Below are 25,918 nucleotides of genomic sequence, written 5' to 3'. Positions count from 1 at the left end.
TGGCACAAAAAAAGGCCCGGCTTTTGCGCCGGGCTCTTTTCATTAGTTCTGATAATACTTTTCAACGATTTCAGCGTTGCGCAGTGACAATGTAGGATATTTCGGGTTCGCACCTACATCTTTAGAAATCACACGGGATCTCTCACACATTTCGCCTTCAGCTTTCTCGACAGCGATTTTCCCTGTCTCAAAGCTTTGCGCATCGTTTGGCGCTTCATTTTCTTCGCTGATGGTTAATTCAGAAACAATAAACAGCTGAGAAAGATTTTCTTTAATAGAAGCTAATAGCTCTTTGTTTTCTTTATTCGGATACAATTTCAGGCTTGCTTCCAATGATTTACCGATGATTTTTTCATTTCGCGCTGTTTCTAACGCTTTTAGCACATCATCACGAAGAGACATAAAACGGTCAAACTTATCTTCTGTCGCTTCGCTGTTTGGAACCGCAATCGTTTCCGGCATGTCTGTCAGCTGAACGCTCTGCTCGTCAACGAATGTTAAGTGAGACCATAATTCGTCAGCGGTATGAGGCAGAATCGGTGCTGTAAGCTTCACTAACGCAAGCAGCGTTTCATAGAATACAGTCTGCATGCTGCGTCTATCCGGATGATCCGCGTGCTCAATGTATACAATATCCTTAGCGAAATCCAGATAGAATGAGCTTAATTCAATTGTACAGAAATTATGGATGCTGTGATACACAACCGCAAACTCGTACTCGTCGTACGCTTTTTTCACTTTATCAATCAGTTTGTTTAGCTTAACCAGCATGTACTGATCAACTTCACGAAGATCTTCAACAGCCACCGCATTTGTTTTTGGATCAAAATCGAACAGGTTGCCGTGAAGGAAACGGAACGTGTTGCGGATTTTACGGTATACTTCAGCAACCTGCTTCAGAATCGCATCAGACACGCGAACATCCGCCTGGTAGTCAACAGAAGACACCCATAATCTCAAAATGTCGGCGCCAAGCTGTTTCATGACTTTTGCTGGAACGACGACGTTACCGATGGATTTACTCATTTTGCGTCCTTCTCCATCCAGTGCAAACCCATGGCTGAGCACACCTTTATATGGCGCTTTTCCTGTTACGGCTACTGCTGTTGATAGAGATGAGTTAAACCAGCCCCGGTATTGGTCAGAGCCTTCAAGGTATAAATCAGCCGGCCGAACGAGATCCTCGCGTTCTTCAAGCACCGCTTGGTGGGAAGAACCAGAATCAAACCAAACATCCATGATGTCCTGTTCTTTTGTAAAAGTGCCGTTCGGGCTTCCAGGATGCGTAAAGCCTTCCGGAAGAAGATCCTTCGCTTCTTTTTCAAACCAAATGTTTGAGCCATGTTTTCTAAACAATTCTGAAACGTGCTCAATCGTTTCATCTGTGATGATTGGCTCGCCGTTTTCAGCATAAAATACCGGAATCGGCACACCCCATGCACGCTGTCTGGAAATACACCAGTCTCCGCGGTCACGAACCATGTTGTGCAAACGCTGCTCGCCCCATTCAGGAACCCATTTGGTTTCTTTAATGGCATCCAGCAGGTCTGATCTGAAATCTTTAATAGACGCAAACCATTGCGCAGTTGCTCTGAAAATGGTTGGTTTCTTTGTTCTCCAATCGTGCGGATAGGAGTGTGTAATGAATTCAAGCTTCACGAGCGCGCCTTTTTCTTCGAGCTGCTGTGTGATCACTTTGTTTGCATCATCATAGAACATACCTTCAAAGCCAGGAGCTTCGCTTGTCATCACACCTTTTTCATCAACCGGACAAAGGACGTCTAAGCCGTATTTTTGGCCAATGATAAAGTCATCTTCCCCATGTCCCGGTGCTGTATGAACACAGCCTGTTCCGGCGTCAGTTGTCACGTGATCGCCAAGCATAACGAGTGAATCTCTGCCGTATAGCGGATGTTCAGCGATAATATTTTCGAGATCTTTCCCTTTGATCGTTCTTGTCACTTCATACTGCTCAAAGCCGCATGCAGAAGCTACAGCTTCAACCAGTGCACTTGCTACAACAAAGCGATTATCACCGACTGCAATCACGCTGTATTCCAGATCAGGATGAACTGAAATGCCGAGGTTTGCAGGAATCGTCCAAGGCGTTGTTGTCCAAATGATGATGCGCTCGCCATTTTCAAGCACGCCTTTTCCGTCTTTTACGCCAAAAGCAACGTAAATAGATGCTGAGCGTTTGTCTTGATATTCGATTTCCGCTTCGGCTAAAGCAGACTCACTTGAAGGTGACCAGTTAACCGGTTTAAGGCCTTTATAAATATAGCCTCGTTTTGCCATTTCACCGAAAACGCGGATTTGCTGCGCTTCATATTCCGGTTTCAGTGTCACATATGGATTTTCCCAGTCGCCGCGGACTCCAAGACGCTTGAATTGCTCACGCTGACCCTCAATTTGCTTCCATGCATATTCTTCGCATAGCTTGCGGAATTCAGCTACTGACATTTCTTTGCGGTTCACTTTTTTGTTTTTTGTAAGAGCTGTTTCAATCGGCAACCCGTGTGTATCCCAGCCCGGTACATACGGTGCGTTGTACCCGCTCATTGATTTGTAGCGGACGATGAAGTCCTTTAAAATTTTGTTAAGCGCGTGGCCCATGTGGATATCGCCGTTTGCGTACGGAGGTCCGTCATGTAAAACAAATTTAGGGCGGTCTTTCGTCCGTTCCTGTACTAGACTGTAGATATCCTGCTCCTCCCATTTCTTTTGCATGTCAGGCTCACGGTTTGGCAAGTTGCCTCGCATCGGAAAATCTGTTTTCGGCATTAAGAGCGTATCTTTGTAATCCATTTTCATTCCTCCACCAATTTTTTCAGAAAATAAAAAAAGCCCTCTCATCCCATAAGGGACGAGAAAGCTTATCTCGCGGTACCACCCTTTTAGAAAAAGCCAGGCTTACGCTTTTTCCTCTCGAGCATCGTAACGTGATGAACGTCCTAACCTACTGTGAGTTCAGAAAGGAAACTTAAGGGCTGATCTACATGATTCCGGCCATCCCGGACTTTCACCATCTCCGGGTCGCTATGAAGGCATGATGGAAACATGACTGTCCCTTTCAACCGTCTTTTCATCTGAATTTATGAACGTATTATATTCGACAAGCTAAGAAAATGTCAAGGTAATCAGAGAATTTATTCCTTTTCCTCAAACACAGCGTCGACTTCATACTCAAGCAAATGATCCCAATCATCATTTTTCAGAAGATCAAGCTGCGCTTCAATCAGCATTTGGAAACGTGTTCTGAACACTTTAGACTGTTTTTTCAGCTCTTCGATTTCCATTGCGATTTTTCTTGATTTCGATAAAGATTCGTTGATGATGCGATCAGCGTTTTTCTCCGCTTCCCGAACAATCAGCTTTGCTTCCTTTTGAGAATTGCGCTTTACGTCCTCAGCTGCTTCTTGGGCAACCAGAATGGATTTATTCAGCGTTTCTTCAATGTTGGCAAAGTGTCCGATTCTTTCATCGAGCTCATTGACTTTCGCTTCAAGCTCTGTTTTTTTACGGAGAACAATTTCGTAATCTTTTCTGACTTGACTCAGAAATTCATTTACCTCGTCTTCATCATATCCGCGAAAACTTTTTGTAAACGTCTTGTTGTGAATATCATTCGGCGTTAATGGCATGATGCCACCTCCATTTTTTACATTTCAGTACGGTTATCTAGTTCACATTATAAAACAAATTTCGCACAGATGGAGAAAAAAACTGAAAAACCGACTATTTTTGTCGTTCAAACGTGACTCTCCACTTGTCTTTTTTGGTTTTCCCTTCGATTTTTGTCAGGCTGCAGCGGCCAAAGCCCCTGATAGAGAGCATATCCCCTTCAGCAACCTGGTAAGAAGGGTCTTCAACAACCTTCCAGTTCACTTTTACGAGACCGTTTTTCACCAGCGTTTGTGATTTCTGGCGTGATTGCCTGCTCATAGAGGCGCAGACCGCGTCAAGCCTTAAAGAAGAAACGGTGTCATCTCTTATTTCGACATCTCGTGCAGGAATTTCAAGGTCTGACAAGTCAATTTTCTCAAGCTTGACTGCAGCTTTTCCGGCTTGGGTAAGCTGAGCCGCAACAAAATCGGCTGTATCAGCTGAGACAATGATTTGCACCGCCGTCTCTGAAAACACTAAATCGCCAAACTTTTGCCGCTTCAGACCGATTCCCATTAACGAACCAAGGAGAGACCGGTGATCAACCGTCACAAATTTTTCAGCATAGCGAACGTCAAACGCCTGAAGCTCAAAATCCGATTCTTCCGGCGTAATGTACTCAGGATATAAAATGGCCCGTTTTCGCTCCGCTCTGTCATAGCCGCCGGAAAAAGCCAGTCCTACATCTGCCTGTCCCGTGACCGCAGCGAGAATGACCTGCTCCCGGGGATCTAAAAAGTCGGTCAGCTTCATCCGGTACTGCTCCTGGACAATTCTTTTCCATTCGAGCGCCTGATCGATAAAGGCACGCTCTTCTTTTCTGAAGTGCTGATAAATATCGCTCATCGTCTTTCCCTTCTATGTAAAGAGGCTTGGCTGCTGCCAAGCCCCCTATCAAACTGTCACCTTAAAACGCAATCATGCGATAAAGCCCCCACAAGCCGGTTGTTGCAAACCGCAGCACCAGAATGGCCACGATTGGCGAGATATCCAGCATTGCAATTGGAGGGATGATTTTTCTGAATGGCTCGAGATATGGTTCACAGATCGACGCTAAAAACCGTCCGACTGCTGTTTCCCTCGTACTCGGCACCCATGACATAAAAATATATATGATCAGGGCAAATGAGTATATTGTAATTAATAAGCTTAAAACCGAAAAAACTTGATAAAGGATCATCTCGCTTTACCACCTCTGATCGTCTTCAGATATGAGCTCAGAAATTGTGCCTGAAACATCTACGTTGTCAGGCGTGCATAGGAAAATATCTGAACCGATTCTTTGGATATCGCCGCCAATGGCATAAACGGTGCCGCTTAAAAAGTCAACAATCCGTTTCGCCTGGTCATGCTGTATCCGCTGAAGATTGACGACAACTGCCCGCCTGTTCTTCAGATGGTCGGCTATTTCCTGCGCCTCCGCATAAACGCGCGGCTCACTCAACACCACTTTAGAGGATTTCTGAACACTTTGCAAGCTTACTACATTCTGTTTGGCTGCTGGTTTACCAGCATTATAAGCAGGTTTTTCTTTTTGTTCCTGTTCTTCATGAGAATCCCGCTCAGTTTCAATATATTCGTATTCGTATTCTTCTTCATCCATTGAGAAAAAGTTTTTCAGTTTATTTTTCATACTCATTGCTGTACACCCCCTGTTTCATTTCCGACTAACGATGAGCCGATTCTAATATAAGTAGCCCCTTCTTCAATCGCGATTTCAAAATCATTTGACATGCCCATCGACAGTTCTGTACATGGAGCGTTCGGCTGTTTCAGCTCTTGAACCTGATCACGAAGTTCTCTAAGCGTTCGGAAACAGCTTCTAATCTCATCTTGGTCATCAGTCAGTGGAGCCATTGTCATCAGTCCGGCCACAACAATGTTGTCAAAGCCGGAAAGCTCCTGTATGAATGGTATCACTTCTTCTTTATTCATGCCGTGTTTAGAGGGCTCAAGCGAGGTATTGACCTGCACAAAGCATTGGACAGCACCTTCTGCCCGTTTTTCAATTTCTTTCGCTAATGAAAGCCGGTCCAGGGAATGAATATAGGAAACAGAATTGACGACAGCTTTTACTTTTCTTGATTGAAGGCTGCCGATAAAATGCCATTCCGGATTTCCTTTAATGATTTCCTGTTTGCGAAGCAGTTCGGCGTCCCGGTTCTCTCCGAGGCACGTGATGCCCGCATCGACCGCCTCCTGTGCTCTTTCAGGCGACACATATTTTGTGACTGCAATAACCGTAACTTCATCGGATCTGCGGCCCGATCTGTTACATGCTTCGTTTATTCGTTCGTTTATATGTCGTAAATGATCAACAACACGCAAGATCTTTTATGCCTCCTTCATTCCGATAAAGGACATCATCCGTCCTGTTTTCCCCTGATCTCGCCGATGGGAAAAGAAAAGTGACGGCTCACTTTCCGTACATAAACCGCTGACAGAAATCTGCTCATTTGCCAAACCGCTGTCAATCAGTATGAGTCGGTTCAGCTCTTTCAGGTCAAGCTGATACTGCCCCTGCCCCGTCTGATTCACGGCGCGATCTGCTGAAAACGGCAATGCGCGGACAGCATTCATCACACGGTCATCTACCGTATAGCACGCACCGCAGATAGACGGTCCGACAACAGCGTATATATCAGAAAGCTTCGAGCCCTCCTGTTCGGTCCATTGCTTCACCATTTCTCTGCCAATCTGTTTGACCGTGCCTTTCCATCCGGCATGAGCGATCCCGACAAGCGATTTCACCGGATCGAAAAAGAATAGGGGCACACAATCAGCAAAGCATAATGCCAAAAATACATTTTTATCATTTGTATAGAGCCCGTCTGTTGCTTTAAAAGCTGAGTGATACTCACGGGCGCCTTTTCCCCTATCCCTCTGCGTCACTTTTTGGACGCGATTGTCGTGTGTCTGGTCAGCAAATACCCAAGACTGCAAATCAATATTAAACATATCGGCTATATATTCACGATTTTTAACCACATCTGCATCTTTGTCATGAACGTGCAATCCTGTATTTAACGACTCAAAAGGTTTTTGACTGACACCGCCGTTTTTCGTAGTAAATCCGGCAATGACTTCTGCATCGTTTTGATTCGTTTGTTTCCAGTCTTGTATCATGAGTGTCGAGGGGGTGGTGAGACTGAATGGGTGATATGTATTCATGATGATCCAACCTTTCGACAAACATTTATAAGGCGTAATTTCCCACTTATTTTACCACATCTTTCTGCATTCGTTTAGCGCCGATTTACATATTTCATAAATGAAATGTGCCGGAAGAGTTCAGACTTCCGGAATTTGACAATCAGCAGCAAAAAAGCAGGTTAAGCGTGGGATTCACTTAATCGGACTAAAATGACATCTTCTCCGATTTTAACTATATTTCGCCAAGGAATGACCATTTCCTCTTCTTTTCCAAAAAAACCAAGAACTTTTCCATTTCCCCCTAGTATAATCGCCTGAATTTTTCCTGTGGTGACATTGATATCAATATCACCGATGCTCCCTAATTTTTTTCCGTTAGAGACATTGACGACATCCTTTACTTGAAATTCTGAAATGCTGATCATCCCATCACGTCCTTTTTCGGTCCTTTTTTCTAGTATATGAACGGGCGGGCTGAACCTTGTCAGCAAGGAGAAATTTTCATGATCATTGTTCTTTTTTGCGGCTGCACCATCTTATGATGAACGTGAGCATGATTTTCGTATAATCTACGAGCTGCTCAATCGATACCTCTTCATTAACGGCATGAGCATTATATAAATCGCCCGGTCCGTATATTACGCTTGGAATACCGGCATGATAAAGCCATCCACCATCGGTTACGGTTTGAGATACGTCAATGACCGGGCGTTCCCGTTTGATCTCCTCGTGTGACGCCGTAAGGGCTAAAACGCCGGGATGAGCCGGATCAACTTCCAAGGCCGGAAAAATTTCTCCTCTTTCTTCAATCATTGAAGAGCCTCCCCATTTGAAGACAGGACGGTTTTCCCTCAGCCAAATATCACTGTCACTCAGCCTGTTGATGTAATCTTCTATTTCAGCAGCCACTTCTTCATGCGTTTCATTGGGATAAAAATGGACGGTAATCCATAATCGGCACTCATCCGCTATAAAGGCCGCATGTCTGCCTCCTTCTATAACAGCGGGATTAATTGTGTTTGTACCGGGGGTAAAGCCAGGATAGCTTTTCATAATGGCCCAATGTCGCTCCAGCTCACCGAGTCCAGAAATGATTTTTGCCATTTTTTCGATTGCGCTCGCCCCGAAGGTTCCTCCGCCAGCGTGGATCATATTCCGTCTTGTTCCATCGTGAAACGTTTGACTGCTTTTCATTTCGATCCAGCCTGTAATCACTCCGCCTTGACCTTGAATATGCATATCGCTCGTATCCGCCACAACTGCAAAGTCTGCGTGATAGCCCTTTTTGCAGCATTCAAGCGTGCCGGCCTCTCCGACTTCCTCCCCGATGACCGATTGCAGAATCAAATCGCCCGGGAGCTCAACGCCCGCTTCACGAATCAGCTTTAAAGCAAACAGCACACAGGCCATTCCGCCTTTCATATCTGAAGCGCCCCGGCCGATTAAGAAACCGTTTTTCTCACTGGGACAAAATGGGTCATACGCCCATTCCTCGCCCTCTTTTACCTCTGCCACATCGACATGCCCATTGATGATTAAACTTTGATAGGCGGCTGAATTTGTTCCTTTTAAAACACCCACAACATTGGGATCTCCTGGATAAACGTCCCATTTGTCGATAGAAAATCCCCGTTCAAGCAAAAACTGTGCAATCCATGTTTGGATGCTGTCTGTATTTCTCGCAGGCGGCGCCGGTGTTTTAAAAGAAATCAGCGTTTTCGCAAGCTCAATGAGCTCGTCCTTTTGTTCTTCCGCATTTTTCAGTAAAGATTCTACTTGATCAATCATGTTATCCGCTCCTATTTTTAATAGAAAAAAGCCGTTTCATATTCATGAAACGGCTTAATAAAGAAAGCAGAGTGCAAGCTGCTGCATTCTCCGCTTTTTTTCACCGCTTCCCTCCGCTGGTATGATCCAGATCAGGTCAATAAGGGTTGAGACCAGCGTCTCTCTCAGCTTCGAAAGCACCCCCAGGATGAATCGTATGTTGTTATGCATTTGTTACCGGCTCAGCTCTTGTTAAAAACGGGCGATCCTGATTCCATAATACACGGATCGGCGTATCAAAAAAAGAAGAAAGTGATTCGTCTGTCAGCATGTCTTTCATTTGTCCTGACCTAAAGACTTCTCCCTTTTTTAACAAGAGGGCTTTATCAAAAATCGGCAAAATTTCTTCCGCATGATGCGTAACATAAAGAATAGACGGCGCATTTTCCCTGCTTGCAATGTGCGTAATCGTATCTAACAGTTTTTCCCGGGCAATAAAATCAAGTCCTGTAACTGGTTCGTCCAGTATAAGCAGCTCCGGATCAGCCATTAGCGCTCTTGCGATTAAAGCTCTTTGTTTCTCTCCTTGAGAAAGAGTTTCGTAGCGGCGGTCGGCATAATCAATGGCTCCTAAGTCCTCGAGCAGGGCAATCGCTTTTTCTCTGATTTCCGCACTTGGTGTTTCATACAAGCCAATCGAAGCATATGCCCCGCTCAGAGCAATTTCAAAAGCTGAATCTGCCGGATACAATTTTTGCTGAAGACCCGCTGAGACAAGGCCGATTTTTCGTCTGAGTTTATCTCCCAGCTCCGTTTTTCCGAATACATGACCAAGCACCTGCATCTCGCCTGCTGTCGGAAAATAGTAAGAGCATAACATATTTAACAGCGCGGTCTTCCCAGCTCCGTTTAATCCGTAAAGCACCCAATTCTCCTTTTCTTCTACTTTCCAATGAATATTCTTTAGTATCCATTTTCCATTCCGTTTTAGTGAGACATTGTCAAGCTGCAAAATCATTGTGGTCCTCCTCTTTCCAAGCCAAAGAATTATTTTAATTTTCACAAAACTGTGTACGGACTAGGATACCTTACTTTTTCGAAAACGTAAACCGCTCGTTTCCAAATAGAAAAGCCTTTAAAACAGAAATTGTTTTAAAGGCTTTCGGCGTGCATGCTATTGATGAATATTCTTATTCATTTGTTTGATTGCTGCCTTTTCCAGTCTGGACACCTGTGCCTGGGAAATGCCGATTTCTTCAGCTACTTCCATTTGCGTTTTTCCTTGGAAGAACCGTTTTCTTAAAATCATTTTTTCCCTCTCGTTCAGTCTTCTCATGCCCTCTTTCAAAGCCAGCTCTTCAATCCATTGTGTATCTTTGTTGCGTTCATCACTGATTTGATCCATGACATAAATCGGATCTCCGCCGTCATTGTAGATCGGTTCAAAAAGAGATACCGGATCTTGAATGGCGTCGAGTGCGAACACGATTTCTTCGTGCGGTACTTCAAGAACTTTGGCGATATCCTCTGCCGTCGGCTCCTTGCTTGTCTCACTGATTAACCGCTCTCTTACCTGAAGTGCCTTATATGCGATATCCCTGAGTGATCTCGAGACACGTATCGGGTTATTATCGCGCAAATACCTGCGGATTTCTCCGATAATCATAGGTACAGCGTATGTTGAAAACTTAACATTGTGGCTTAGATCAAAATTATCAATGGATTTCATTAGTCCGATACAGCCGACTTGAAATAAGTCATCAACATACTCCCCTCTGTTATTAAATCTTTGAATGACACTTAAGACAAGACGCAAGTTCCCGTTAACAAGCTTTTCTCTGGCTGAATCATCACCTTCGTCCTGCAATTGCCTAAACAGCTTTCTCATCTCTTCATTCTTGAGTACGGGTAATTTGGAGGTATCCACCCCGCAGATTTCGACTTTATTTCTCGACACTTTTTTCCCTCCCTACAGGAGCTGCTGTACAACGTTAAGTATCTCCTCGGGTGGGAAAAATATGCACTGCACTCAAACCGAAAAATAGTCATAATTGGGAAATCCTTGTAGAATCAAGGGATTAAGCCGCAAAAATTTTTTACACCATTTTGTTGAATTCTTTTCGCAATCTTTTAATGATTCTTTTTTCCAGACGGGAAATATAGGATTGGGAAATCCCCATCATATCCGCAACATCCTTTTGGGTCTTTTCCTCTTCGCCGACGAGCCCAAAACGCAGTTCCATGATTTGTTTCTCCCTCTCATTTAACTGTTCGAGCGCTTTTTTTAGAAGCTTTTTATCCACATTTGCTTCAATGTCCTTTGTGATGATGTCGTCATCCGTGCCCAGCACATCAGAAAGCAGAAGCTCATTGCCGTCCCAATCAATATTAAGCGGTTCATCAAAAGAAACTTCTGAACGGATTTTGTTGTTTCTCCTTAAATACATCAGGATTTCATTCTCGATACAGCGAGAGGCATATGTAGCCAGCTTGATTTTCTTTTCCGGATTGAAGGTATTCACAGCTTTGATTAATCCAATGGTGCCGATGCTGATTAAATCTTCAATATTAATTCCCGTGTTTTCAAATTTCCGTGCGATATAGACGACAAGCCGCAGGTTGCGTTCGATCAAAATAGCGCGGGCCGCCTGGTCGCCGCTTGGGAGCTTCATTAATAGAACCTGCTCCTCGTCTTTTGATAATGGCGGCGGCAAAGCTTCACTCCCGCCTATGTAATACACTTCATCGCTTTTTAAGCCCACTTTCATCAGCAGCTTATACCAGAGGTGCGTCAACCGCAATTTAAGTTTTTTCATCTTCCTCTCCCTTCTAAATGTCACGTCTTATGAGTATGATAAGTAGCGGACATTTGCGAACATTAGGATACGTGCTTAATGGCCTTTCCGGACAGCATTTTCGGATGAATAATCGCGTCAAAATCTCCATCTGCCGACAGCTTTGACGTGCTGATGCCGATTAAGCATTTATCCGCGGAAATCATTTCATCTTTTGTCATAATCGTTACATGATCCGGTTTGATACATAATAAAAATTGATGCTGCTGGCCTACTCCCCGATATGGGATCAGCCTCATTTTATCTAAAAAACGAAACGAATCATCAAGCTGTTCAATCGCTTCCATCGGGTCTGCATTTCGGATAATCATCGTTTCAGCCTCTCCGAAAATCGGTTCAAGCTTATCAATGTGAAGAATCATGACCGGCGTTTTTGTGAGCGGATCATACAGCTGGTTGCCGGAATCCACCAGGCCTCTTGCGTGCAGTGTTTGGCCGCCCAGGTCCGCCTGTACCCTGACTCGTTCCTCATATTGAATGTTTTTTGTTTCAATATCTTCGATTCTTCTCTTGGAAAAAAACCATAATGCGGGAAAGCCAGCCACGATAAACATCCAGCTGATCGGGTCGCCAAATCCGGTTTGATTGGTGATCATGACACCGTTTCTGACAATAGAGTTTGACTGCAGCAATGAATGTGCTCCGATTATTCCCCCTCCCATTAGAAAAGTAGCAAAATAAAAGGAAAACAAATTTTGAAAGAAATAGCGAAACCGCTTAAAACCGAATGTCACGAGCACAATGACAACCGAAAAAGCGAGCTTTCCGGCCAGGTTCTCAACGATCGGCGAGAAAGGAGTAAACATCAAAAGGACAATACTTGACCCGATAAACGCGCCGCCTATCAATCTTCTTTTTTTCACATGGCGTTTCAAAATAAAAGCCGTCAGTAAAAGCAACAGTGCGTCAAAACAAAAGTTTAACAGCCAAATGACATCTAAATAGATTTTCACACCTGACCCCTTTCTTTCTTGCATCACGCTGTTCCCCTTCTTGTTTCATAAGTATAAAGCAAGCTCTGTGGGAAAGTCTGTCAATTAATGTTGAGAGGCCCATACAATTTTTCAGGGATAACTGCTTAATTTGTCGAGGGAATAAATAAGAGTATATAGAAAAAAAGCTGCCAAGAGCGGCAGCTTTCTTACACTTACTTTTCAGTATTGATATAAAGTTTTCCATTCGCTGTTTTTCTGGTTTCATTGCCGTAACCGTCTCGAACGATAACCTCTACCTTAGCTCCGTTTGCTTTAATAGAAGATGTTGCTGTCCAGTAGCCTTCATATCGTCCCGGAGAAATTTCTCTTAACGGCAGCTCGGTAGCGTTTTGTACATTCGCTCTTGCATTTGTGAGCGGCAGGCGAATGACAAACGTTGCATCTGCACCTTTCGCGCTTGAAAAAGCGATTTTGACCGATTCACCGGCTTTTAAGGTTTTATCCTCACCAGGAATCAGTCCGGTAATGACTGGCTGGTCAAAATTCACATCGACGACAGCTTTTTTCGTCGTTTTGTTGCCTGCTAAGTCAGTGGCTGTCACCTTTACTTCGTTGCTTCCGTTTTCCAAAAGGATACGGGCAGAGTAGGAACCGTCTGTGACCGTTGCTTTTTTGCCATTAACCTTTACTTCTTTCAAGTTGTCATCTGAAACAGTGCCTTTAACAGTCAGCGCTTCTTTATTGATTTTCTCGCCATCCTTTGGATTGTCGAGCGTCAGTTCAGGCTTGTCTTGATCAAGTGTGACCGTGACAGGACTTGAAGCATCTGTCGTTCCGGAGTCTGTTGATGCAGCCGCTGTCAGCTTGTTTTCCCCTTTGCTGAGTGAAACTCCTGCCTCGAACGTGCCATCTTCGGCAGTTTTCGTTTCTCCTGCTTCTTTTTCACCATTATAAAGGGTTACAGTCGTCCCCGGAGATGCCTTTCCTTTTACCGTGACGTTCTCCTTATTGGTGTATGCTTTATCTTCAGGAGAAGTAATGACAGGTACGGCAGCTTCATAATCGACTAACGCGCGAATCATATAGTTGCCGTCTTCTTTATCTCCTTTTTGCCATGTTCCGTTAACATACTGCCAGTTGCGATCTGAGTACTGCCCGGTTTCATCCATTGCCAAGCCTGGTGAATATGGATCGGGTTTTGACTGGATATATACAAGATAAAAGTCTTTATCGACCATAATCCCCTTCGAGCTGAGATCGACTTTCGTCCATTCGCCATTACGAAGAGCTTCCGCGTTATATGGTCCCGCAATTTTTTTGCCGGGTGCTCCATCTTTCCCTGTAGCATCGTAAACCTCGACCTTAAACTCTGTGCCGCCAGGATCAGGGAACTCCGTATCCCAGAATCTGAATAGCCCTCCTGTCAGCATGCCTTTTTCCTTGCCGTCAGCCAGTGACATTTTAACCGCCCAGCCGTTTCCGGCCGCGAAATAGGAATTTGCATTCTCCGCTGTTCCGTCATCGTATCCGATCTCGCCCGGATAACCGACGAAAGGCTTCAGCACAGTTTCTTTTGTGATATCACCTTTTAAATCAACGGAAAATTCATCACTGTAATAGCCCGGTGCAGCCACTTTAATGGTGTAAGAGCCCTCGTAGGCCTCAAGTGTATATTCTCCTTTGTCGTTTGTAGTTGCCGGTTCAACCGCGGCATCCTCGATAACATAGACGGAAGCGCCTTTTACCGGCTCTCCTGTTGTTTTATTGATGACAGTGCCTTTTAATGTGCCTTTCTTTATTTCTTCTAACGTAAAATTAGCTTGGGTTGTCTGATCTGCCTGCAAAGACACTTTTTGCGTTTTTGATTGATAGCCGTAAGCTTCTGCCATAAGCGTGTAGTCTCCTGCTTTATGCGTCAGCTTGTACTGTCCGGTTGATTGGTCTGAATAGGTTGATTTTCCTGTTTCAACCACACTGACCTGTGCTCTGAGCGGCAATGCTTGCGGCTGCATATCAGCACTATGTTTTGTTTTGGCAGCTGTATTTGTTGATGGCTTAGCCTTTTTTGGATTAACCGCTTTTTTCTTTTGCTTTTCTGCCGGTTTTTGTACGCCCAGCTTATTCTTTTTGGCTGTTTTCCCGGAAGATTTGTCTGAAAGCTGAACATCATCAACGTACCAGCCCTCTTTTGCAATGCTTTCATCAGACTGAAGGTTAAACATCACTCGAATGTTTTGGCCTCTGTATGCGGATAAATTAATTTCTTCGCTGGTCCAGTTTGAAGTCTTTCCGTTATAGACCCCTGCCTGCTCCCAATTCGTTTCGCCTTCCGGTAAAACAAAAACGTAGCCATAATCAAAATCATTTTCCAGGTTGTGCCAGCTTTTAAATTGAAGAAACAGGCCGCCTGAATCAGGCACGTCAATTGGAGGCATAGTGAGATTCATATTCGCTCCATTGGCATAATTTCCAGTCAGGTTTGTCCCATATACTTTTTCTCCTGATGCAGCTGCATTAGGGCCTGATTCCGGAACTCCCCACTCCCAGTTATTATTTGTTCCGCTCGTAAGCCAGCCGCCTGGTTCTGTTTCAAAATCCTGCCTGTATCCAACAGTGATGCTAGGTTTCACGGATACATCATATATGTCAGACTCGACAACATGGCCGCCAAAATCCTGAATGATCCACTTATAGCTTAATGCGGTCCCCTTTATATTTGGGATTTCCGCCTGGTACGTTCCTTTCAGATGATCTCCGCTGATTCGTTTAGCTTTGACCTCGTTCCATTCGCCTTGATCCAGCTTATAGGACAATTTCACGGATGTCACACTCACATTGTCTTCAGCTGTCAAGGTAAGCGGAAGGCTGGCACCTTCATAAGCTTCATTTACTTTCTCATGCTGAAAGCCAGGCTGCTCGTCATCTTCCCCATCGACAGAAACTTGCCCTTCAGCTTTTCCTAAACCGTCTGTAACCGCTGATACGGCATCAAAAGCGTTCACCAAACCATGACCGTATCCGTTATTCGGAGAGTCAGGGAATGTAGAATCCGTTAATGGCTCAGCCGTGCTTGTCAATATATCCTCCATCTCATCGACAGAAAGTGAGGCGTCTGCCTGCTTCAATAGCGCAGCAACAGCAGAAACATGCGGTCCTGCCATCGACGTGCCATCCCATCCGTCTTCATATGTCTGGCCGGGAACTGAAGACCGGATGTTTACGCCTGGAGCAGAAATTTCCGGCTTTGTTTCATCGTATGGCGACGGTCCCTGGAGTGAAAAATCGCCAAGCTTTTTGTTAATATCAGTCGCTCCTGTCGCAAACGCTTCCGGATAATTGGCAGGATTCGCAATAGAACCAGGTCCTCCCGGGTTAAAGAGGTCCGCATTTCCCGCAGAGAATTCCGGGAAAATGTCGGCCGCCCGCCAGGCATTGACCATATCTCTGTACCATTCATCAAGACCGGAGCCCCCGCCCCAAGAATTATTGACGACATCCGGAGCCATTTCTGGATGAGGGTTGCCCTCTGCGTCCTTTGGAGCTAAAATCCATTCACCAGCCTCCAAAATGTCAGCGTCTGTCCCGCCATCTTCAGAAAACGCCTTAACAGCAATCCATTTTGCACCAGGTGCGACACCAATTTGATTCGTGCCATCAGGCTCAGAACCAACCATTGTACCTGTTACATGAGTACCGTGATCAAGATCATCATATGGACTGGACTCGTTCGCTACAGCATCAAACCAGTTCATGTCATGATCAGGCTCATTGGGGCTTTCCGGATGATACCCGCGATATTTTTCTTTTAATGCAGGATGTTCCCATTCAACCCCGGTATCAATGGAGGCGACAACCGTACCCGTTCCGTCATAGCCAAGCTCCCAAGCCTTCGGTGCGTCTATTTGGTCTACATTCCATTCTACACCGTCAGTTGCTTTTATCGCTTTTTGTGCTTTTTTCATATTGAATGGGGAATCGGATGACTTAAAAAGCTGCCGTTTTTCATTCGGAAGCACCTTTTCTACTTCAGGGAACTGCGCCACTTTCTCCATGACTTCTTTTGAAGCATGGACAGCAATTCCATTTACCACATAATAGGAGTGAATATCATCGGCATTCCCTTTATTTTTCTGGCTGTTTAAATATTTCAAGACGTCTTTCTGAGCTTCATCAGCTGTCACTTTTAACGAAGACACGACGGCCGAACGCTTTTGATATTCCGTTTTAGCAGCGGTCAGCTTATTAGATTTCGCTTTTTTGACAGCTGATTTTGCTGCTTTTTGGGTGTCAGCTTGATCTTTAAATTTGATCAGAAAAGTAGTTTTTTCTTCTTTTTTAAAGCTTTTCTTTAATGAGCTGGAAATCTTGTTTTGAATCGATTCAGAAGATTGAAGCTCCTGTTTTACAGAAGAAGCAGCGCCTTTGCTGCTTGCCCCGGCTGCACCCGGAAACAGCAGTGAACTGACGACAACTGTACTCAAAACAAAACTGATCAGTCTGTTTTTCGTCTTTTTCCTCATTTTTTATCCCCCTTTTGTAAACCACCTTGTAAAAAAATGTCGTCCCTCCTTTAACATTCAATTTGTTTGTCAAAACTTCGCTGTATGTTAACTGTAGACAATCTCAATTACAAATATTGTCGTTTCCTGTCATTTCTTTTCCATATAAATGAAAATGATTAGATGGTCATGAAATATCGGTAGGTATAATAGGTTGATTTGTTGATCTGTGTAGGAAGACATAGTTCAAAAGACATGATAGATGGATGGAAATGATTGAGGAAAAAATAAAAAAGGACAAAATCGAAAACGATTTTGTCCTTTCAATTAGCCGCGTTTATTGCGGTTTCTTAAAAATGTCGGGATATCAAGCGTATCGTCAGCCGGCTGTGAGGTTTGGCGGCTGACTGTGTTTTGATGCTGCGGTTCCTCTCGTTTCGGCTCACGTTTTGGAACACTCTGATTATGTGATTTGATATTCTGGTTTAATGATGGACGCTGGGGTTTCGTAACATCTTTCTCCTGTTCGATAAAACCAGTGGCAATCACCGTAACCACAATCTCGTCTTTAAGATTTTCGTTAATAACAGAACCGAAAATCATGTTTACATCCTGATCAGATGCAGAAGCGACAATGTCTGCTGCTTCCTGAACTTCATAAAGGCTCAGATTTGTTCCGCCAGTAATGTTCATTAAGACGCCTTGCGCGCCGTCAATTGCTGCTTCAAGAAGCGGACTGGAAATAGCTTTTTTCGCAGCTTCTGCAGCACGGTTTTCTCCAGTCGCAATACCAATACCCATTAAAGCAGATCCTTTGTTTGACATGATCGTTTTCACATCAGCAAAGTCTAGGTTAATGAGACCAGGAGTAGCGATCAGGTCAGAAATACCTTGAACCCCCTGACGGAGTACGTTATCAGCTTCACGGAATGCTTCAAGCATCGGCGTGTTTTTATCAACAATTTCAAGAATACGGTCGTTCGGGATCACAATCAGCGTGTCCACCGCTTCTTTCATTGCAGAAATTCCGCCCGCCGCCTGCAGCTGTCTTTTGCGACCTTCGAACGTAAACGGTCTTGTAACGACTCCGACTGTTAATGCTCCTAAATCTTTTGCGATTTGCGCAATAACCGGTGCGGCACCTGTTCCTGTTCCGCCTCCCATACCAGCTGTTACGAATACCATGTCAGCGCCTTTTAGCGCTTCTTCAATCTGCTCCTTGCTTTCCTCTGCGGCTTTTTTCCCGACTTCCGGATTCGCACCTGCTCCCAATCCTCTAGTCAGCTTTGCGCCGATTTGCATTTTCACTTCCGCTTTTGACAGGTTAAGAGCTTGAGCGTCCGTATTTACCGCGATGTACTCTACTCCTTGCACTTCATTCTCAATCATTCGGTTGACCGCGTTGTTACCGCCGCCTCCTACTCCGATTACTTTAATTGATGCTAAGCCGTCTATGTTTGTTTCGAACTCCAACATGCTAAATCCTCCTAATCTGCCGAATGACTATCTATCTATTCCCAAAACATGCTTAATAGTTTTTTCATTTTGCTCTGTTTGTTATGTTCGGCTTGTGTTTTTTGTTTTCCTTTTGGCCGTTGCTGCATCTCATTTTGGTGATGATGCTGCTCTTGTTCCTCTGCTGATGAGACGGCGATTTCCTGTATCGCTTCTTCAGGCATCTTGAAGCCAATTTTTCTGCCTTGAATTCTTGCATTCCGGCAGGCAAATTGAATCATGCCAACTGCCGTCATATACTGAGGATCTCTTACACCGATATAATTCGGGCTCGCCACTCTGACATTGTTTTGCAGCACATCCTGCGCTAGTGACATGATACCAGGCATTGCTGCTTGCCCCCCTGTCAGCACGAAGCCTCCCGGCAGATCGCTAATTCCCATATTGCGAAGTTCGTCTGAAGCAATCTCAAGAATTTCTTCGACTCTTGCTTCTATGATATTCGCTGCTTCCTGCTGTGTAAATGTTTGTTTCTGATTGGTGCCTATAACGGTTACCTCAAATACTTCATCTTCTGAAGCCTCGTTATAGTAGGCATGTCCAAATTGTTTTTTCACACGTTCCGCTTCTTCTGTGGACGTTCTCAATCCGATGGAGATATCTTTGGTGATATTTTCGCCTCCGAGAGGAATGACACGGGTAGAAGTCAGGTGTCCGTTCTGGAACACGGCAATGGTGGTTGACCCTCCGCCTATATCAATGAGAGCCACACCGAGATTTTTCTCATCCTTAGACAAAGCAGCAGAACCGGCTGCCAGCGGCTGTAGACAAATATCAGTTATTTCAACACCGGCTCTTTCAACGCAGCGAAGCAAGTTATGTAATATTGTTTTTGAACCGGTGATCAGTGTGCCCTCTACTTCTAAACGCACACCTAGCATTTTTTTCGGGTCGGTAATTTCATCTCTTCCATCTACGATAAATTGTTTAGGAATGACGTCGACTATCAGCTGTTCATGCGGTATTGAAACAACCTGAGCCGCTTCCATGACGCGGCGGACATCTTCTACTTGAATTTCTTTATTTTCACTGGAAACTGCTACAACACCGTTTGTATCTTGAATATTGATATAATTTCCATTAACGCCGACAATAGCTTTTCTAAGCGGAAAACCTACCATTCTTTCAGCTTGGTCAAACGCTTTTCTTATAGAATGAACGGTCTCATCTATATCAACGATTGAGCCTTTTTTCAACCCTTCAGACGGTACATTTCCCACACCGATAATATTTAGGGAATCATCTGTCATTTCTCCGACGATCACTTTTGTATTGGACGTACCGATGTCAAGACTGACGTAAAGTTCATTGTTGTTCATTCTATGGCACCTCCTCACATTTCGATCATTTCTATTCTATTATTTGCGGAACAACAATACAATGAATGTGGCTTTACAAGTGTGTAACAAAAAATAACAACGGAATATTCCTTATGTGCTTTTCACATTTTATGTTTATTGAAAATATTCGTTATATCCTATGTATATCCTCTTTTATATCACATTTTTTTTATTTTTTTTAGAAAGAGTCCACTTTGTTAGTAGATTTCTTCTTATAACGGCTATATTCTGAAATAACCTGACTCCAAATGCGAATATACCTGCTAAATACAAGTCTACACCAAGATGGACTCCCAGAAAAGCTAAACTTATTGCCAATATAATATTAAAAAAGAAACCGGAAACAAATACCATTTCATCATATGTACCTTGTAAATGCGCCCTGATTCCGCCGATTAGAGTATCAAGTGCAGCAAGCACCGCAAGTGATAAATAATTTGAGTATTCACTCGGTATCGTTAAGTTTGTCATCAATCCGATCGTTATTCCGAGCACGAGTCCAAGCACGGGCAGCCACATGACAATTCTCCTCCCTTTTAGTCTTTCAGCGGTTTTAGCTGTTGTACGTCCACTGCTCTGTCATAAGCTTTTAAAGTCAGGCTGCTGTCAGATTTACCTGCTTTTAACGCTACATTTTCAGAAGCAAAGATATCCTCTAAATCGGACCCCTTTACCCTGCTGTACAGCTTGTCCGGATCTTCAGCAAGCACTTTTACTGTTAAAGGATAATCATCAAGGCTGTATCCGTCTATTTTTGTTGTGCCGTTTATGTCCCGTATCACTGAAGAATTCACAACTCTTCGCTCATTTATTGAGATATGCTCAGCACCATAGGAGTTGAGTTCATTGATCAGCTTCTTTAGTAAATCCGGCGGTGGATTTTTGATCGCCTCTCCAGTTACGCTTTCAGAAAAAAGCGGAGAAAGGGTGATGACAATTCCGCTACCTGTTATATCGGTCATGCCGGCTGTTTTTTTTAAGGTTTGTAATGTATTATTGAGCGCTGTTTCTTTTGTCAATTCTTTGTTTTGTGTATAGGTATTCAGCAATTTATCATACTTTTTAATTTCAGCCAGCAGCTCTTCCTGCTTCTTCTGTTCTGATGTAAGCTCTTCTCTTATATCCCACATATCTCTTGTATCTCGGACTTGTGGATGCTTTAAAGAATTAAATTGAACAGATATCATAAGGCCGAATATAACCATAAGCACGCTGATGCTAATGAAGGAACGCTTTATTTTCAATCACTTCACCCGCTTTTCCAGTCATTCCTTCGTTTTCAGAATGGGTTCCATTTGTACATTTTTCTTTTTTTCTGCAGTAACAGAAATATGATCCATAGAAAGCTGATCGATCAGGCCTCCTGCTATATTTAACGAAGGAAGCAGGACATCAGGATCTCCGATGGCAGAAACGACAAACGGGGCGGGGTGCTGCACCCCGTCTACCGTTACGACCGGCCCGTTGCACTTGATGTAGGAATCATGGGTCAGCCGCTGGCCGTTGACGGAGACGGCTGCCGCACCAGATATATACAGTTCATTTATGACTTGAAAGAGATGGCTTTCGTGAACGATGTAGCTGTTCACGTTCTCTCCTTCCGGTATATAAGAAGCATCTTCCAAAGTCACTTGAACGCCCTCTCCTTGTACACCGACTTCCCCAATATACATTCTGTACTTTTCTACATCTTCCAGGACGTTATAGTATTCTGTTTTTTCGTTCTTCAGCTTATTTTCAGTCTGACGGACTTTGTTCTGCTTTTGATACAGTTCTTTTTCAAGGTCCTTGTTTTCTTTCTCTTGTTTCAGCAGTTCATCCCGCAGGGCATATTCTTTTTTCCATTCTTCCGTCTCTGTCATGCTTTTGTGGTTTTCTCTTGTCGTCTGAAAAGAAAAAGAAATTAAAAAGCCGGCGATAAGCATAATCAAAGAAAGAAGGACGGCTGATTTGCCCCTCAATTTTCATCTTCCTTTTTGGCAGACGAATCGCTTTTTCCAAACTCCTCAAAATAGGTTGCAACTTCTAAATGAATAATCCCTTTTTTACTGCCGCTGAGCTGTGAAATAATAGAAGGATACGTTTTCATTCGGTCTGCAAAGGTTTTGATGGATGCAGTGACGACATACCCGTCGTTCATATATAATTTAATCCGGTTTTGATCCATTTTGACAGGAGTATAATACACTTCTGAAATCGATTGTTTTATAGAATTTGACAAAGCATCGAGCTGCTTGGCCATTTGAACACGTTTTTTAGCGTCTGTCCAATTCACCAAAATCGGTCCCGCATCATCCGGCGTTACTTCGTCTGGCAAAACTGAACCGTTTTCAAGGACTTCATAATACACATTGTCTTTTTCTAAATAAGCAATCGCTTTATATTCTTCGATCGCAATGTTGATTTTATTAGGAAGGGATTTGCTGATTTCTGCTTTTTTTACTAATTTATTTTGCTGAATCTTTTTTGCTGTTTTTTTCTTATCCAGACTCCAAAATTCAGTATCTCCGCTTTTGATATCGGAAAGATCAATAATCTCCTTTTTGGAAACATTCTCATTGCCGGTAACAGAGATTGATGAAATTTTACTGATCGGTGTCTGCAGATACACGATGATCAGCACCATCATAAAAAAGAGCATAATAAATGAAATAAGCCGGCGGTTTGCCTTCTGTTTTCTCTGCTCTTTAATTTTAGGGATCCGCTCTTCAATATTTACGATTTTTTCTCGGTCATGCCCCGGATTCATTGCCTGTTCACCTCATTCAAATGAAACAGCCTTAAAAGTCTGCCTATTCCAAAACAAACGGCATACTATGATGCCGTTTGTCGTTTGCTTACAGTATATCATATGAACAGCTTCAGTTCAGAACTTGAATCAGCGATTTTCACCGATGATTTCAACCTCTGTGTGCATCTCAATCTCATATTTTTCACGGATCGTCTTTTTCACATGGTCGATCAGATCAAGCACATCTTTTGCTGATGCTCCGCCCGCATTGACGATAAAGTTCCCGTGCATTTCCGATATTTTCGCACCGCCGATTTGATATCCTTTTAAGCCTGCTTTTTCCACTAGATTGCCGGCATGGTTCGGAAGCGGGTTTCTGAATATGCTTCCTGCACAAGGGCTTGAATACGGCTGTGTATTCTTTCTGTAGTCTTTATTGCTTTGCATTTGCTGAACGATTGATTCTTTATCCTTTTGTTCAAGCTGCAGAACGGCTTCAAGACAAACACCAGGGCGTTTCTTTTGCAATACGGACGTTCTGTAGGTGAATTCCATCTCCTCATTTGTCAGCCACTCGATCGTGCCGTCTTCAAATAAAATATGCGCTTTGACAAGGATCTTACTCATATCAGACCCGTGAGCGCCTGCATTCATATAAACAGCTCCTCCGACGGATCCCGGAATTCCGGCAGCGAATTCTAATCCCGACAAGCCTTTTTTGCTCAACGATGTAGCAAGACGCACGACTGAATAACCGCCACCGACAGTGACTTGTTCCCCGTCAAGCTCCAAGTGGTCAAGACCCGCGCCCAGCTTGATGACCACGCCTCTGATTCCTTCATCTAATACAAGAAGGTTTGACCCGCGGCCGATGACTGTCCACTTTACTTCATATTTTTTCACAACATCCATGATGTCCTTGACAGCATCTACACTGCTTGGAATGACCAATACATCCGCAGGACCCCCGATTTTCATTGTCGTATGATTTGCGAGCGGTTCATTTGCAAGCACCTTGCCGACTTCGCGTTCTTTTAATTCTTGTATCACTTTCTCCATCGTAAACCTCCGCATTCCATTTGCTTTTCTATTATTTTTTCAAATCTTCGAGTACGCTGTATAAACGGGCAGCCGCATCAGGAACACCGAGTGACTTTGTCCGTTCGCTCATATCCTTTAATGTTTGTTCATCGAGCACAATCCGGTCAAGCGCTTCAATCAGCTTTTCGCCGCTGAGTTCTGTTTCTTTCAACACAATCGCAGCATCATGCTGACCGAGAGATCGCGCATTGACCTCCTGGTGATTCGCCGTTACGTACGGACTTGGAATCAGCACACTTGGGATTCCTAGTGCCGTAATTTCCGCAATGGTCGTCGCACCCGCTCTTGCTACAATCACATCAATTGCCTTTAAATATTCTGGCATCTGATGGAGAAACGGTTTTGTGACCATATTGTCAGCTGCACCCTTGTTTTTCAGCTCAGTCATTACTTTCTCATAGTGAACCTCGCCCGTAATATACAGTACTTGATACGCTCTTGATTTCAGCGCATCCTGCATATCAATGACCGCTTGGTTAATCGGTGCGGCGCCTCTGCTTCCGCCGAAGATTAATACGGTTTTTTTCTCTTCAGAGAGTCCGAATTCAGCCATTGAGCGGCCCGTCTTTATTGAGACGACCTCAGAGGCTCTCGGGTTTCCCGTAAATACAACTTTCTCACTTGGAAAATGTGATTTTGCTTCCTCAAAACATATTGCTACTTTATTAACATATTTTGAAAGAAACTTATTGGTGATGCCCGGCAGGCTGTTTTGTTCATGAACGATACTCGGAATCCCCATTTTTGCAGCAGCGTATACAACCGGCCCGCACACATAACCGCCCGTTCCAATCACGGCATCCGGCTTAAATTCCGCTAAATACGATTTGCTTTTTTTAACGCCCTTTAGAAAACGCATCACCGTTTTTACGTTTTCAAATGAAAGCTTTCTTTTAAAACCTGTAATTTCAATGGAACGAAACGGTATATTTTCCCGTTCTACAATTTTTTTCTCTAATCCGTTTTCTGTTCCGATATATAAAAATTCCGTATCAGGATGGCGGCGCTGCACCTCTTTGATAAAGGCAAGCGCAGGATAAATGTGTCCCCCTGTGCCGCCTCCGCTTATTGCAATTCGCATAACTCTTCCCCCAGTCTCAGTTTCTCTATAACATAACGATAACCCTGTTTTTATGGACAGGGTTATCGCTTCAATTGTTTCCCAGCTTCCTGTTTCATAGGATCGCTTTACTAATAAAATTCATTAATACCTCGAGTACCGGCTCACGTTCAGCAGCACGCCGACAGCCATCAGCATCAGGGTCAACGATGAACCTCCGTAGCTTAGAAACGGCAGCGTGATGCCAGTTACCGGAATAAGGCCCGTCACAACGCCGATATTGATCATAACTTGGATCGCGATCATTGAAATAATCCCCACAGCGACAAAGCTGCCATATAGATCTGGTGCACCGAGCGCGATCCTGATTCCTCTCCACAGCAGCACGCTGAACAGAAGCAAAATAAGCGACCCGCCGATAAACCCAAGCTCCTCTGACAAGATGGCGAAAATAAAGTCCGTTTGCGGTTCGGGCAGATAAAAGAATTTCTGTCTGCTTTGGCCAAGCCCCATTCCGAACAATCCGCCAGGCCCTACCGCATAAAGCGATTGAATGATTTGAAAGCCGCTGCCAAGCGGATCTTCCCACGGATTTAAGTAAGAGGTAATCCGTTTAATCCGGTATGGAGCCGACAGTACCAGCCCGACAAATCCGCTCAGGCCGATCAGCCCGAGAAAGACGAAATGGGCGATTCGCGCACCGGCTACAAAAATCATGACAATACAAGTACCGACCATTACCGTTCCCGTTCCGAGGTCAGGCTGGCACATAATAATCAAAAATGCGGAAAACACGATGCCGAGCGCCGGGACAAATCCACGTCTGAATGATGTAATGTTTTTTTGCTTTTCAGAGAGAAATTTAGCAAGGAATGCTATCATCGCAAGCTTCATAAACTCTGAAGGCTGTATGCTGAATGCGCCGACTCCGATCCAGCTTCTTGAGCCGTTCCGCACCATGCCTACGCCTGGTATTAAAACAAGCACCAGCAAGAAAAAACAGATAACCATCAGCAATTTAGACCATGTCCGCCATGTCCAATAATCAACATTCATAATAAAGAACATGGCAATAACTCCGATGCCCGCAAACAGCAGCTGCCGTTTCGCGAAAAAGAATGAGTCGTCAAATTTATAATCCGCCCATACCGCACTCGCACTGTACACCATAATTAATCCAATTGTTAATAATAATAACGTAATGATGACCAATAACAAATCAGGCGATGTTTTTTTAGTAGTCAAATCAATCGACACCCCAAGCTTAAAGTCATTAGGGCTGCCGATTTCTCCAAG

The 25,918-nt window shown here is 44.0% G+C and carries 23 protein-coding genes, 1 riboswitch and 1 other annotated feature; all 23 genes read right to left on the bottom strand.

Features of this window, described 5'->3' with window-relative positions:
- Positions 1 to 42: 42 nt before the first annotated feature.
- The 23 genes from ileS to spoVE all read right to left on the bottom strand — a co-directional run bounded on the left by ileS (position 43) and on the right by spoVE (position 25,867).
- Positions 43 to 2,808, bottom strand: a complete 2,766-nt coding sequence (gene ileS / locus NSS75_RS08615) for an isoleucine--tRNA ligase (protein ID WP_103671520.1) — start codon at positions 2,806 to 2,808, stop codon at positions 43 to 45.
- Positions 2,809 to 2,859: 51 nt separating this feature from the next.
- Positions 2,860 to 3,087: a binding site (T-box leader), on the bottom strand.
- Positions 3,088 to 3,149: 62 nt separating this feature from the next.
- Entirely contained in the window at positions 3,150 to 3,644 is a 495-nt protein-coding gene (divIVA, locus tag NSS75_RS08610) for a septum site-determining protein DivIVA (protein ID WP_010334179.1), read from the bottom strand.
- A 94-nt stretch (positions 3,645 to 3,738) separates the two neighbouring features.
- A complete protein-coding gene (locus NSS75_RS08605) occupies positions 3,739 to 4,512 on the bottom strand; it encodes an RNA-binding protein (RefSeq protein ID WP_095713801.1) in 774 nt (257 codons plus the stop codon).
- Between the two features lie 61 nt (positions 4,513 to 4,573).
- Positions 4,574 to 4,846, bottom strand: a complete 273-nt coding sequence (locus NSS75_RS08600; protein WP_003221463.1) for a YggT family protein — start codon at positions 4,844 to 4,846, stop codon at positions 4,574 to 4,576.
- Positions 4,847 to 4,852: 6 nt separating this feature from the next.
- On the bottom strand, positions 4,853 to 5,305 hold the full coding sequence (gene sepF / locus NSS75_RS08595; protein ID WP_024121333.1) for a cell division protein SepF: 453 nt from the start codon (positions 5,303 to 5,305) through the stop codon (positions 4,853 to 4,855).
- Positions 5,302 to 5,994, bottom strand: coding sequence for a YggS family pyridoxal phosphate-dependent enzyme (locus tag NSS75_RS08590; RefSeq protein ID WP_024121332.1), 693 nt, complete (start codon positions 5,992 to 5,994; stop codon positions 5,302 to 5,304). Before NSS75_RS08590 ends, sepF begins: the two co-directional genes overlap by 4 nt.
- A gap of 6 nt (positions 5,995 to 6,000) precedes the next feature.
- The gene (pgeF, locus tag NSS75_RS08585; protein ID WP_095713799.1) at positions 6,001 to 6,837 is read right to left on the bottom strand and encodes a peptidoglycan editing factor PgeF; all 837 of its coding nucleotides are present in this window, start codon (positions 6,835 to 6,837) and stop codon (positions 6,001 to 6,003) included.
- A 161-nt stretch (positions 6,838 to 6,998) separates the two neighbouring features.
- Positions 6,999 to 7,244: a YlmC/YmxH family sporulation protein gene (locus NSS75_RS08580; protein WP_010334173.1), complete on the bottom strand. Its 246-nt coding sequence runs from the start codon at positions 7,242 to 7,244 to the stop codon at positions 6,999 to 7,001.
- Between the two features lie 82 nt (positions 7,245 to 7,326).
- Positions 7,327 to 8,607: an acetylornithine deacetylase gene (locus NSS75_RS08575; protein ID WP_339236993.1), complete on the bottom strand. Its 1,281-nt coding sequence runs from the start codon at positions 8,605 to 8,607 to the stop codon at positions 7,327 to 7,329.
- 91 nt (positions 8,608 to 8,698) lie between these two features.
- Positions 8,699 to 8,801, bottom strand: a riboswitch (TPP riboswitch).
- An 8-nt stretch (positions 8,802 to 8,809) separates the two neighbouring features.
- Positions 8,810 to 9,604 (bottom strand): ABC transporter ATP-binding protein, encoded by a 795-nt coding sequence (locus NSS75_RS08570; protein ID WP_101861188.1) that lies wholly within the window; start codon positions 9,602 to 9,604, stop codon positions 8,810 to 8,812.
- Positions 9,605 to 9,760: 156 nt separating this feature from the next.
- Entirely contained in the window at positions 9,761 to 10,543 is a 783-nt protein-coding gene (gene sigG, locus NSS75_RS08565) for an RNA polymerase sporulation sigma factor SigG (RefSeq protein WP_010334169.1), read from the bottom strand.
- A gap of 139 nt (positions 10,544 to 10,682) precedes the next feature.
- The gene (gene sigE, locus NSS75_RS08560; protein WP_095713796.1) at positions 10,683 to 11,402 is read right to left on the bottom strand and encodes an RNA polymerase sporulation sigma factor SigE; all 720 of its coding nucleotides are present in this window, start codon (positions 11,400 to 11,402) and stop codon (positions 10,683 to 10,685) included.
- A 62-nt stretch (positions 11,403 to 11,464) separates the two neighbouring features.
- Entirely contained in the window at positions 11,465 to 12,394 is a 930-nt protein-coding gene (spoIIGA, locus tag NSS75_RS08555; RefSeq protein WP_339237594.1) for a sigma-E processing peptidase SpoIIGA, read from the bottom strand.
- A gap of 194 nt (positions 12,395 to 12,588) precedes the next feature.
- Positions 12,589 to 16,896 (bottom strand): S8 family serine peptidase, encoded by a 4,308-nt coding sequence (locus NSS75_RS08550; protein WP_339236985.1) that lies wholly within the window; start codon positions 16,894 to 16,896, stop codon positions 12,589 to 12,591.
- Positions 16,897 to 17,202: 306 nt separating this feature from the next.
- Entirely contained in the window at positions 17,203 to 18,351 is a 1,149-nt protein-coding gene (gene ftsZ / locus NSS75_RS08545; protein WP_010334166.1) for a cell division protein FtsZ, read from the bottom strand.
- Positions 18,352 to 18,386: 35 nt separating this feature from the next.
- On the bottom strand, positions 18,387 to 19,709 hold the full coding sequence (ftsA, locus tag NSS75_RS08540; RefSeq protein ID WP_103671379.1) for a cell division protein FtsA: 1,323 nt from the start codon (positions 19,707 to 19,709) through the stop codon (positions 18,387 to 18,389).
- A 174-nt stretch (positions 19,710 to 19,883) separates the two neighbouring features.
- The gene (locus tag NSS75_RS08535; protein ID WP_010334164.1) at positions 19,884 to 20,249 is read right to left on the bottom strand and encodes a small basic family protein; all 366 of its coding nucleotides are present in this window, start codon (positions 20,247 to 20,249) and stop codon (positions 19,884 to 19,886) included.
- A gap of 17 nt (positions 20,250 to 20,266) precedes the next feature.
- Entirely contained in the window at positions 20,267 to 20,974 is a 708-nt protein-coding gene (locus NSS75_RS08530) for a DUF881 domain-containing protein (protein WP_095713794.1), read from the bottom strand.
- Between the two features lie 21 nt (positions 20,975 to 20,995).
- The gene (locus NSS75_RS08525; protein WP_059292825.1) at positions 20,996 to 21,691 is read right to left on the bottom strand and encodes a DUF881 domain-containing protein; all 696 of its coding nucleotides are present in this window, start codon (positions 21,689 to 21,691) and stop codon (positions 20,996 to 20,998) included.
- Positions 21,688 to 22,479, bottom strand: a complete 792-nt coding sequence (locus tag NSS75_RS08520; protein ID WP_024121318.1) for a cell division protein FtsQ/DivIB — start codon at positions 22,477 to 22,479, stop codon at positions 21,688 to 21,690. The genes NSS75_RS08525 and NSS75_RS08520 overlap by 4 nt, the downstream gene beginning before the upstream one ends.
- A 129-nt stretch (positions 22,480 to 22,608) precedes the next feature.
- A complete protein-coding gene (gene murB / locus NSS75_RS08515) occupies positions 22,609 to 23,520 on the bottom strand; it encodes a UDP-N-acetylmuramate dehydrogenase (protein WP_024121317.1) in 912 nt (303 codons plus the stop codon).
- A 31-nt stretch (positions 23,521 to 23,551) separates the two neighbouring features.
- Positions 23,552 to 24,643, bottom strand: coding sequence for an undecaprenyldiphospho-muramoylpentapeptide beta-N-acetylglucosaminyltransferase (murG, locus tag NSS75_RS08510; protein ID WP_024121316.1), 1,092 nt, complete (start codon positions 24,641 to 24,643; stop codon positions 23,552 to 23,554).
- A 123-nt stretch (positions 24,644 to 24,766) separates the two neighbouring features.
- Entirely contained in the window at positions 24,767 to 25,867 is a 1,101-nt protein-coding gene (gene spoVE, locus NSS75_RS08505) for a stage V sporulation protein E (protein WP_003221421.1), read from the bottom strand.
- Between the last annotated feature and the right edge of the window lie 51 nt (positions 25,868 to 25,918).

Source organism: Bacillus sp. FSL K6-1012 (assembly GCF_037964915.1).
In the GTDB taxonomy this organism is placed as follows: domain Bacteria; phylum Bacillota; class Bacilli; order Bacillales; family Bacillaceae; genus Bacillus; species Bacillus halotolerans.
This window is presented reverse-complemented; position numbering and strand designations above follow the sequence as displayed.

What these genes read in the sequence shown, in the direction of transcription:
- ileS (WP_103671520.1), bottom strand. Translation starts at nt 2,808, where the DNA reads ATGGATTACAAAGATACGCTCTTAATGCCGAAAACAGATTTTCCGATG.
- divIVA (WP_010334179.1), bottom strand. Translation starts at nt 3,644, where the DNA reads ATGCCATTAACGCCGAATGATATTCACAACAAGACGTTTACAAAAAGT.
- NSS75_RS08605 (WP_095713801.1), bottom strand. Translation starts at nt 4,512, where the DNA reads ATGAGCGATATTTATCAGCACTTCAGAAAAGAAGAGCGTGCCTTTATC.
- NSS75_RS08600 (WP_003221463.1), bottom strand. Translation starts at nt 4,846, where the DNA reads ATGATCCTTTATCAAGTTTTTTCGGTTTTAAGCTTATTAATTACAATA.
- sepF (WP_024121333.1), bottom strand. Translation starts at nt 5,305, where the DNA reads ATGAGTATGAAAAATAAACTGAAAAACTTTTTCTCAATGGATGAAGAA.
- pgeF (WP_095713799.1), bottom strand. Translation starts at nt 6,837, where the DNA reads ATGAATACATATCACCCATTCAGTCTCACCACCCCCTCGACACTCATG.
- NSS75_RS08580 (WP_010334173.1), bottom strand. Translation starts at nt 7,244, where the DNA reads ATGATCAGCATTTCAGAATTTCAAGTAAAGGATGTCGTCAATGTCTCT.
- NSS75_RS08575 (WP_339236993.1), bottom strand. Translation starts at nt 8,607, where the DNA reads ATGATTGATCAAGTAGAATCTTTACTGAAAAATGCGGAAGAACAAAAG.
- NSS75_RS08570 (WP_101861188.1), bottom strand. Translation starts at nt 9,604, where the DNA reads ATGATTTTGCAGCTTGACAATGTCTCACTAAAACGGAATGGAAAATGG.
- sigE (WP_095713796.1), bottom strand. Translation starts at nt 11,402, where the DNA reads ATGAAAAAACTTAAATTGCGGTTGACGCACCTCTGGTATAAGCTGCTG.
- NSS75_RS08550 (WP_339236985.1), bottom strand. Translation starts at nt 16,896, where the DNA reads ATGAGGAAAAAGACGAAAAACAGACTGATCAGTTTTGTTTTGAGTACA.
- ftsZ (WP_010334166.1), bottom strand. Translation starts at nt 18,351, where the DNA reads ATGTTGGAGTTCGAAACAAACATAGACGGCTTAGCATCAATTAAAGTA.
- ftsA (WP_103671379.1), bottom strand. Translation starts at nt 19,709, where the DNA reads ATGAACAACAATGAACTTTACGTCAGTCTTGACATCGGTACGTCCAAT.
- NSS75_RS08535 (WP_010334164.1), bottom strand. Translation starts at nt 20,249, where the DNA reads ATGTGGCTGCCCGTGCTTGGACTCGTGCTCGGAATAACGATCGGATTG.
- NSS75_RS08520 (WP_024121318.1), bottom strand. Translation starts at nt 22,479, where the DNA reads ATGAATCCGGGGCATGACCGAGAAAAAATCGTAAATATTGAAGAGCGG.
- murB (WP_024121317.1), bottom strand. Translation starts at nt 23,520, where the DNA reads ATGGAGAAAGTGATACAAGAATTAAAAGAACGCGAAGTCGGCAAGGTG.
- murG (WP_024121316.1), bottom strand. Translation starts at nt 24,643, where the DNA reads ATGCGAATTGCAATAAGCGGAGGCGGCACAGGGGGACACATTTATCCT.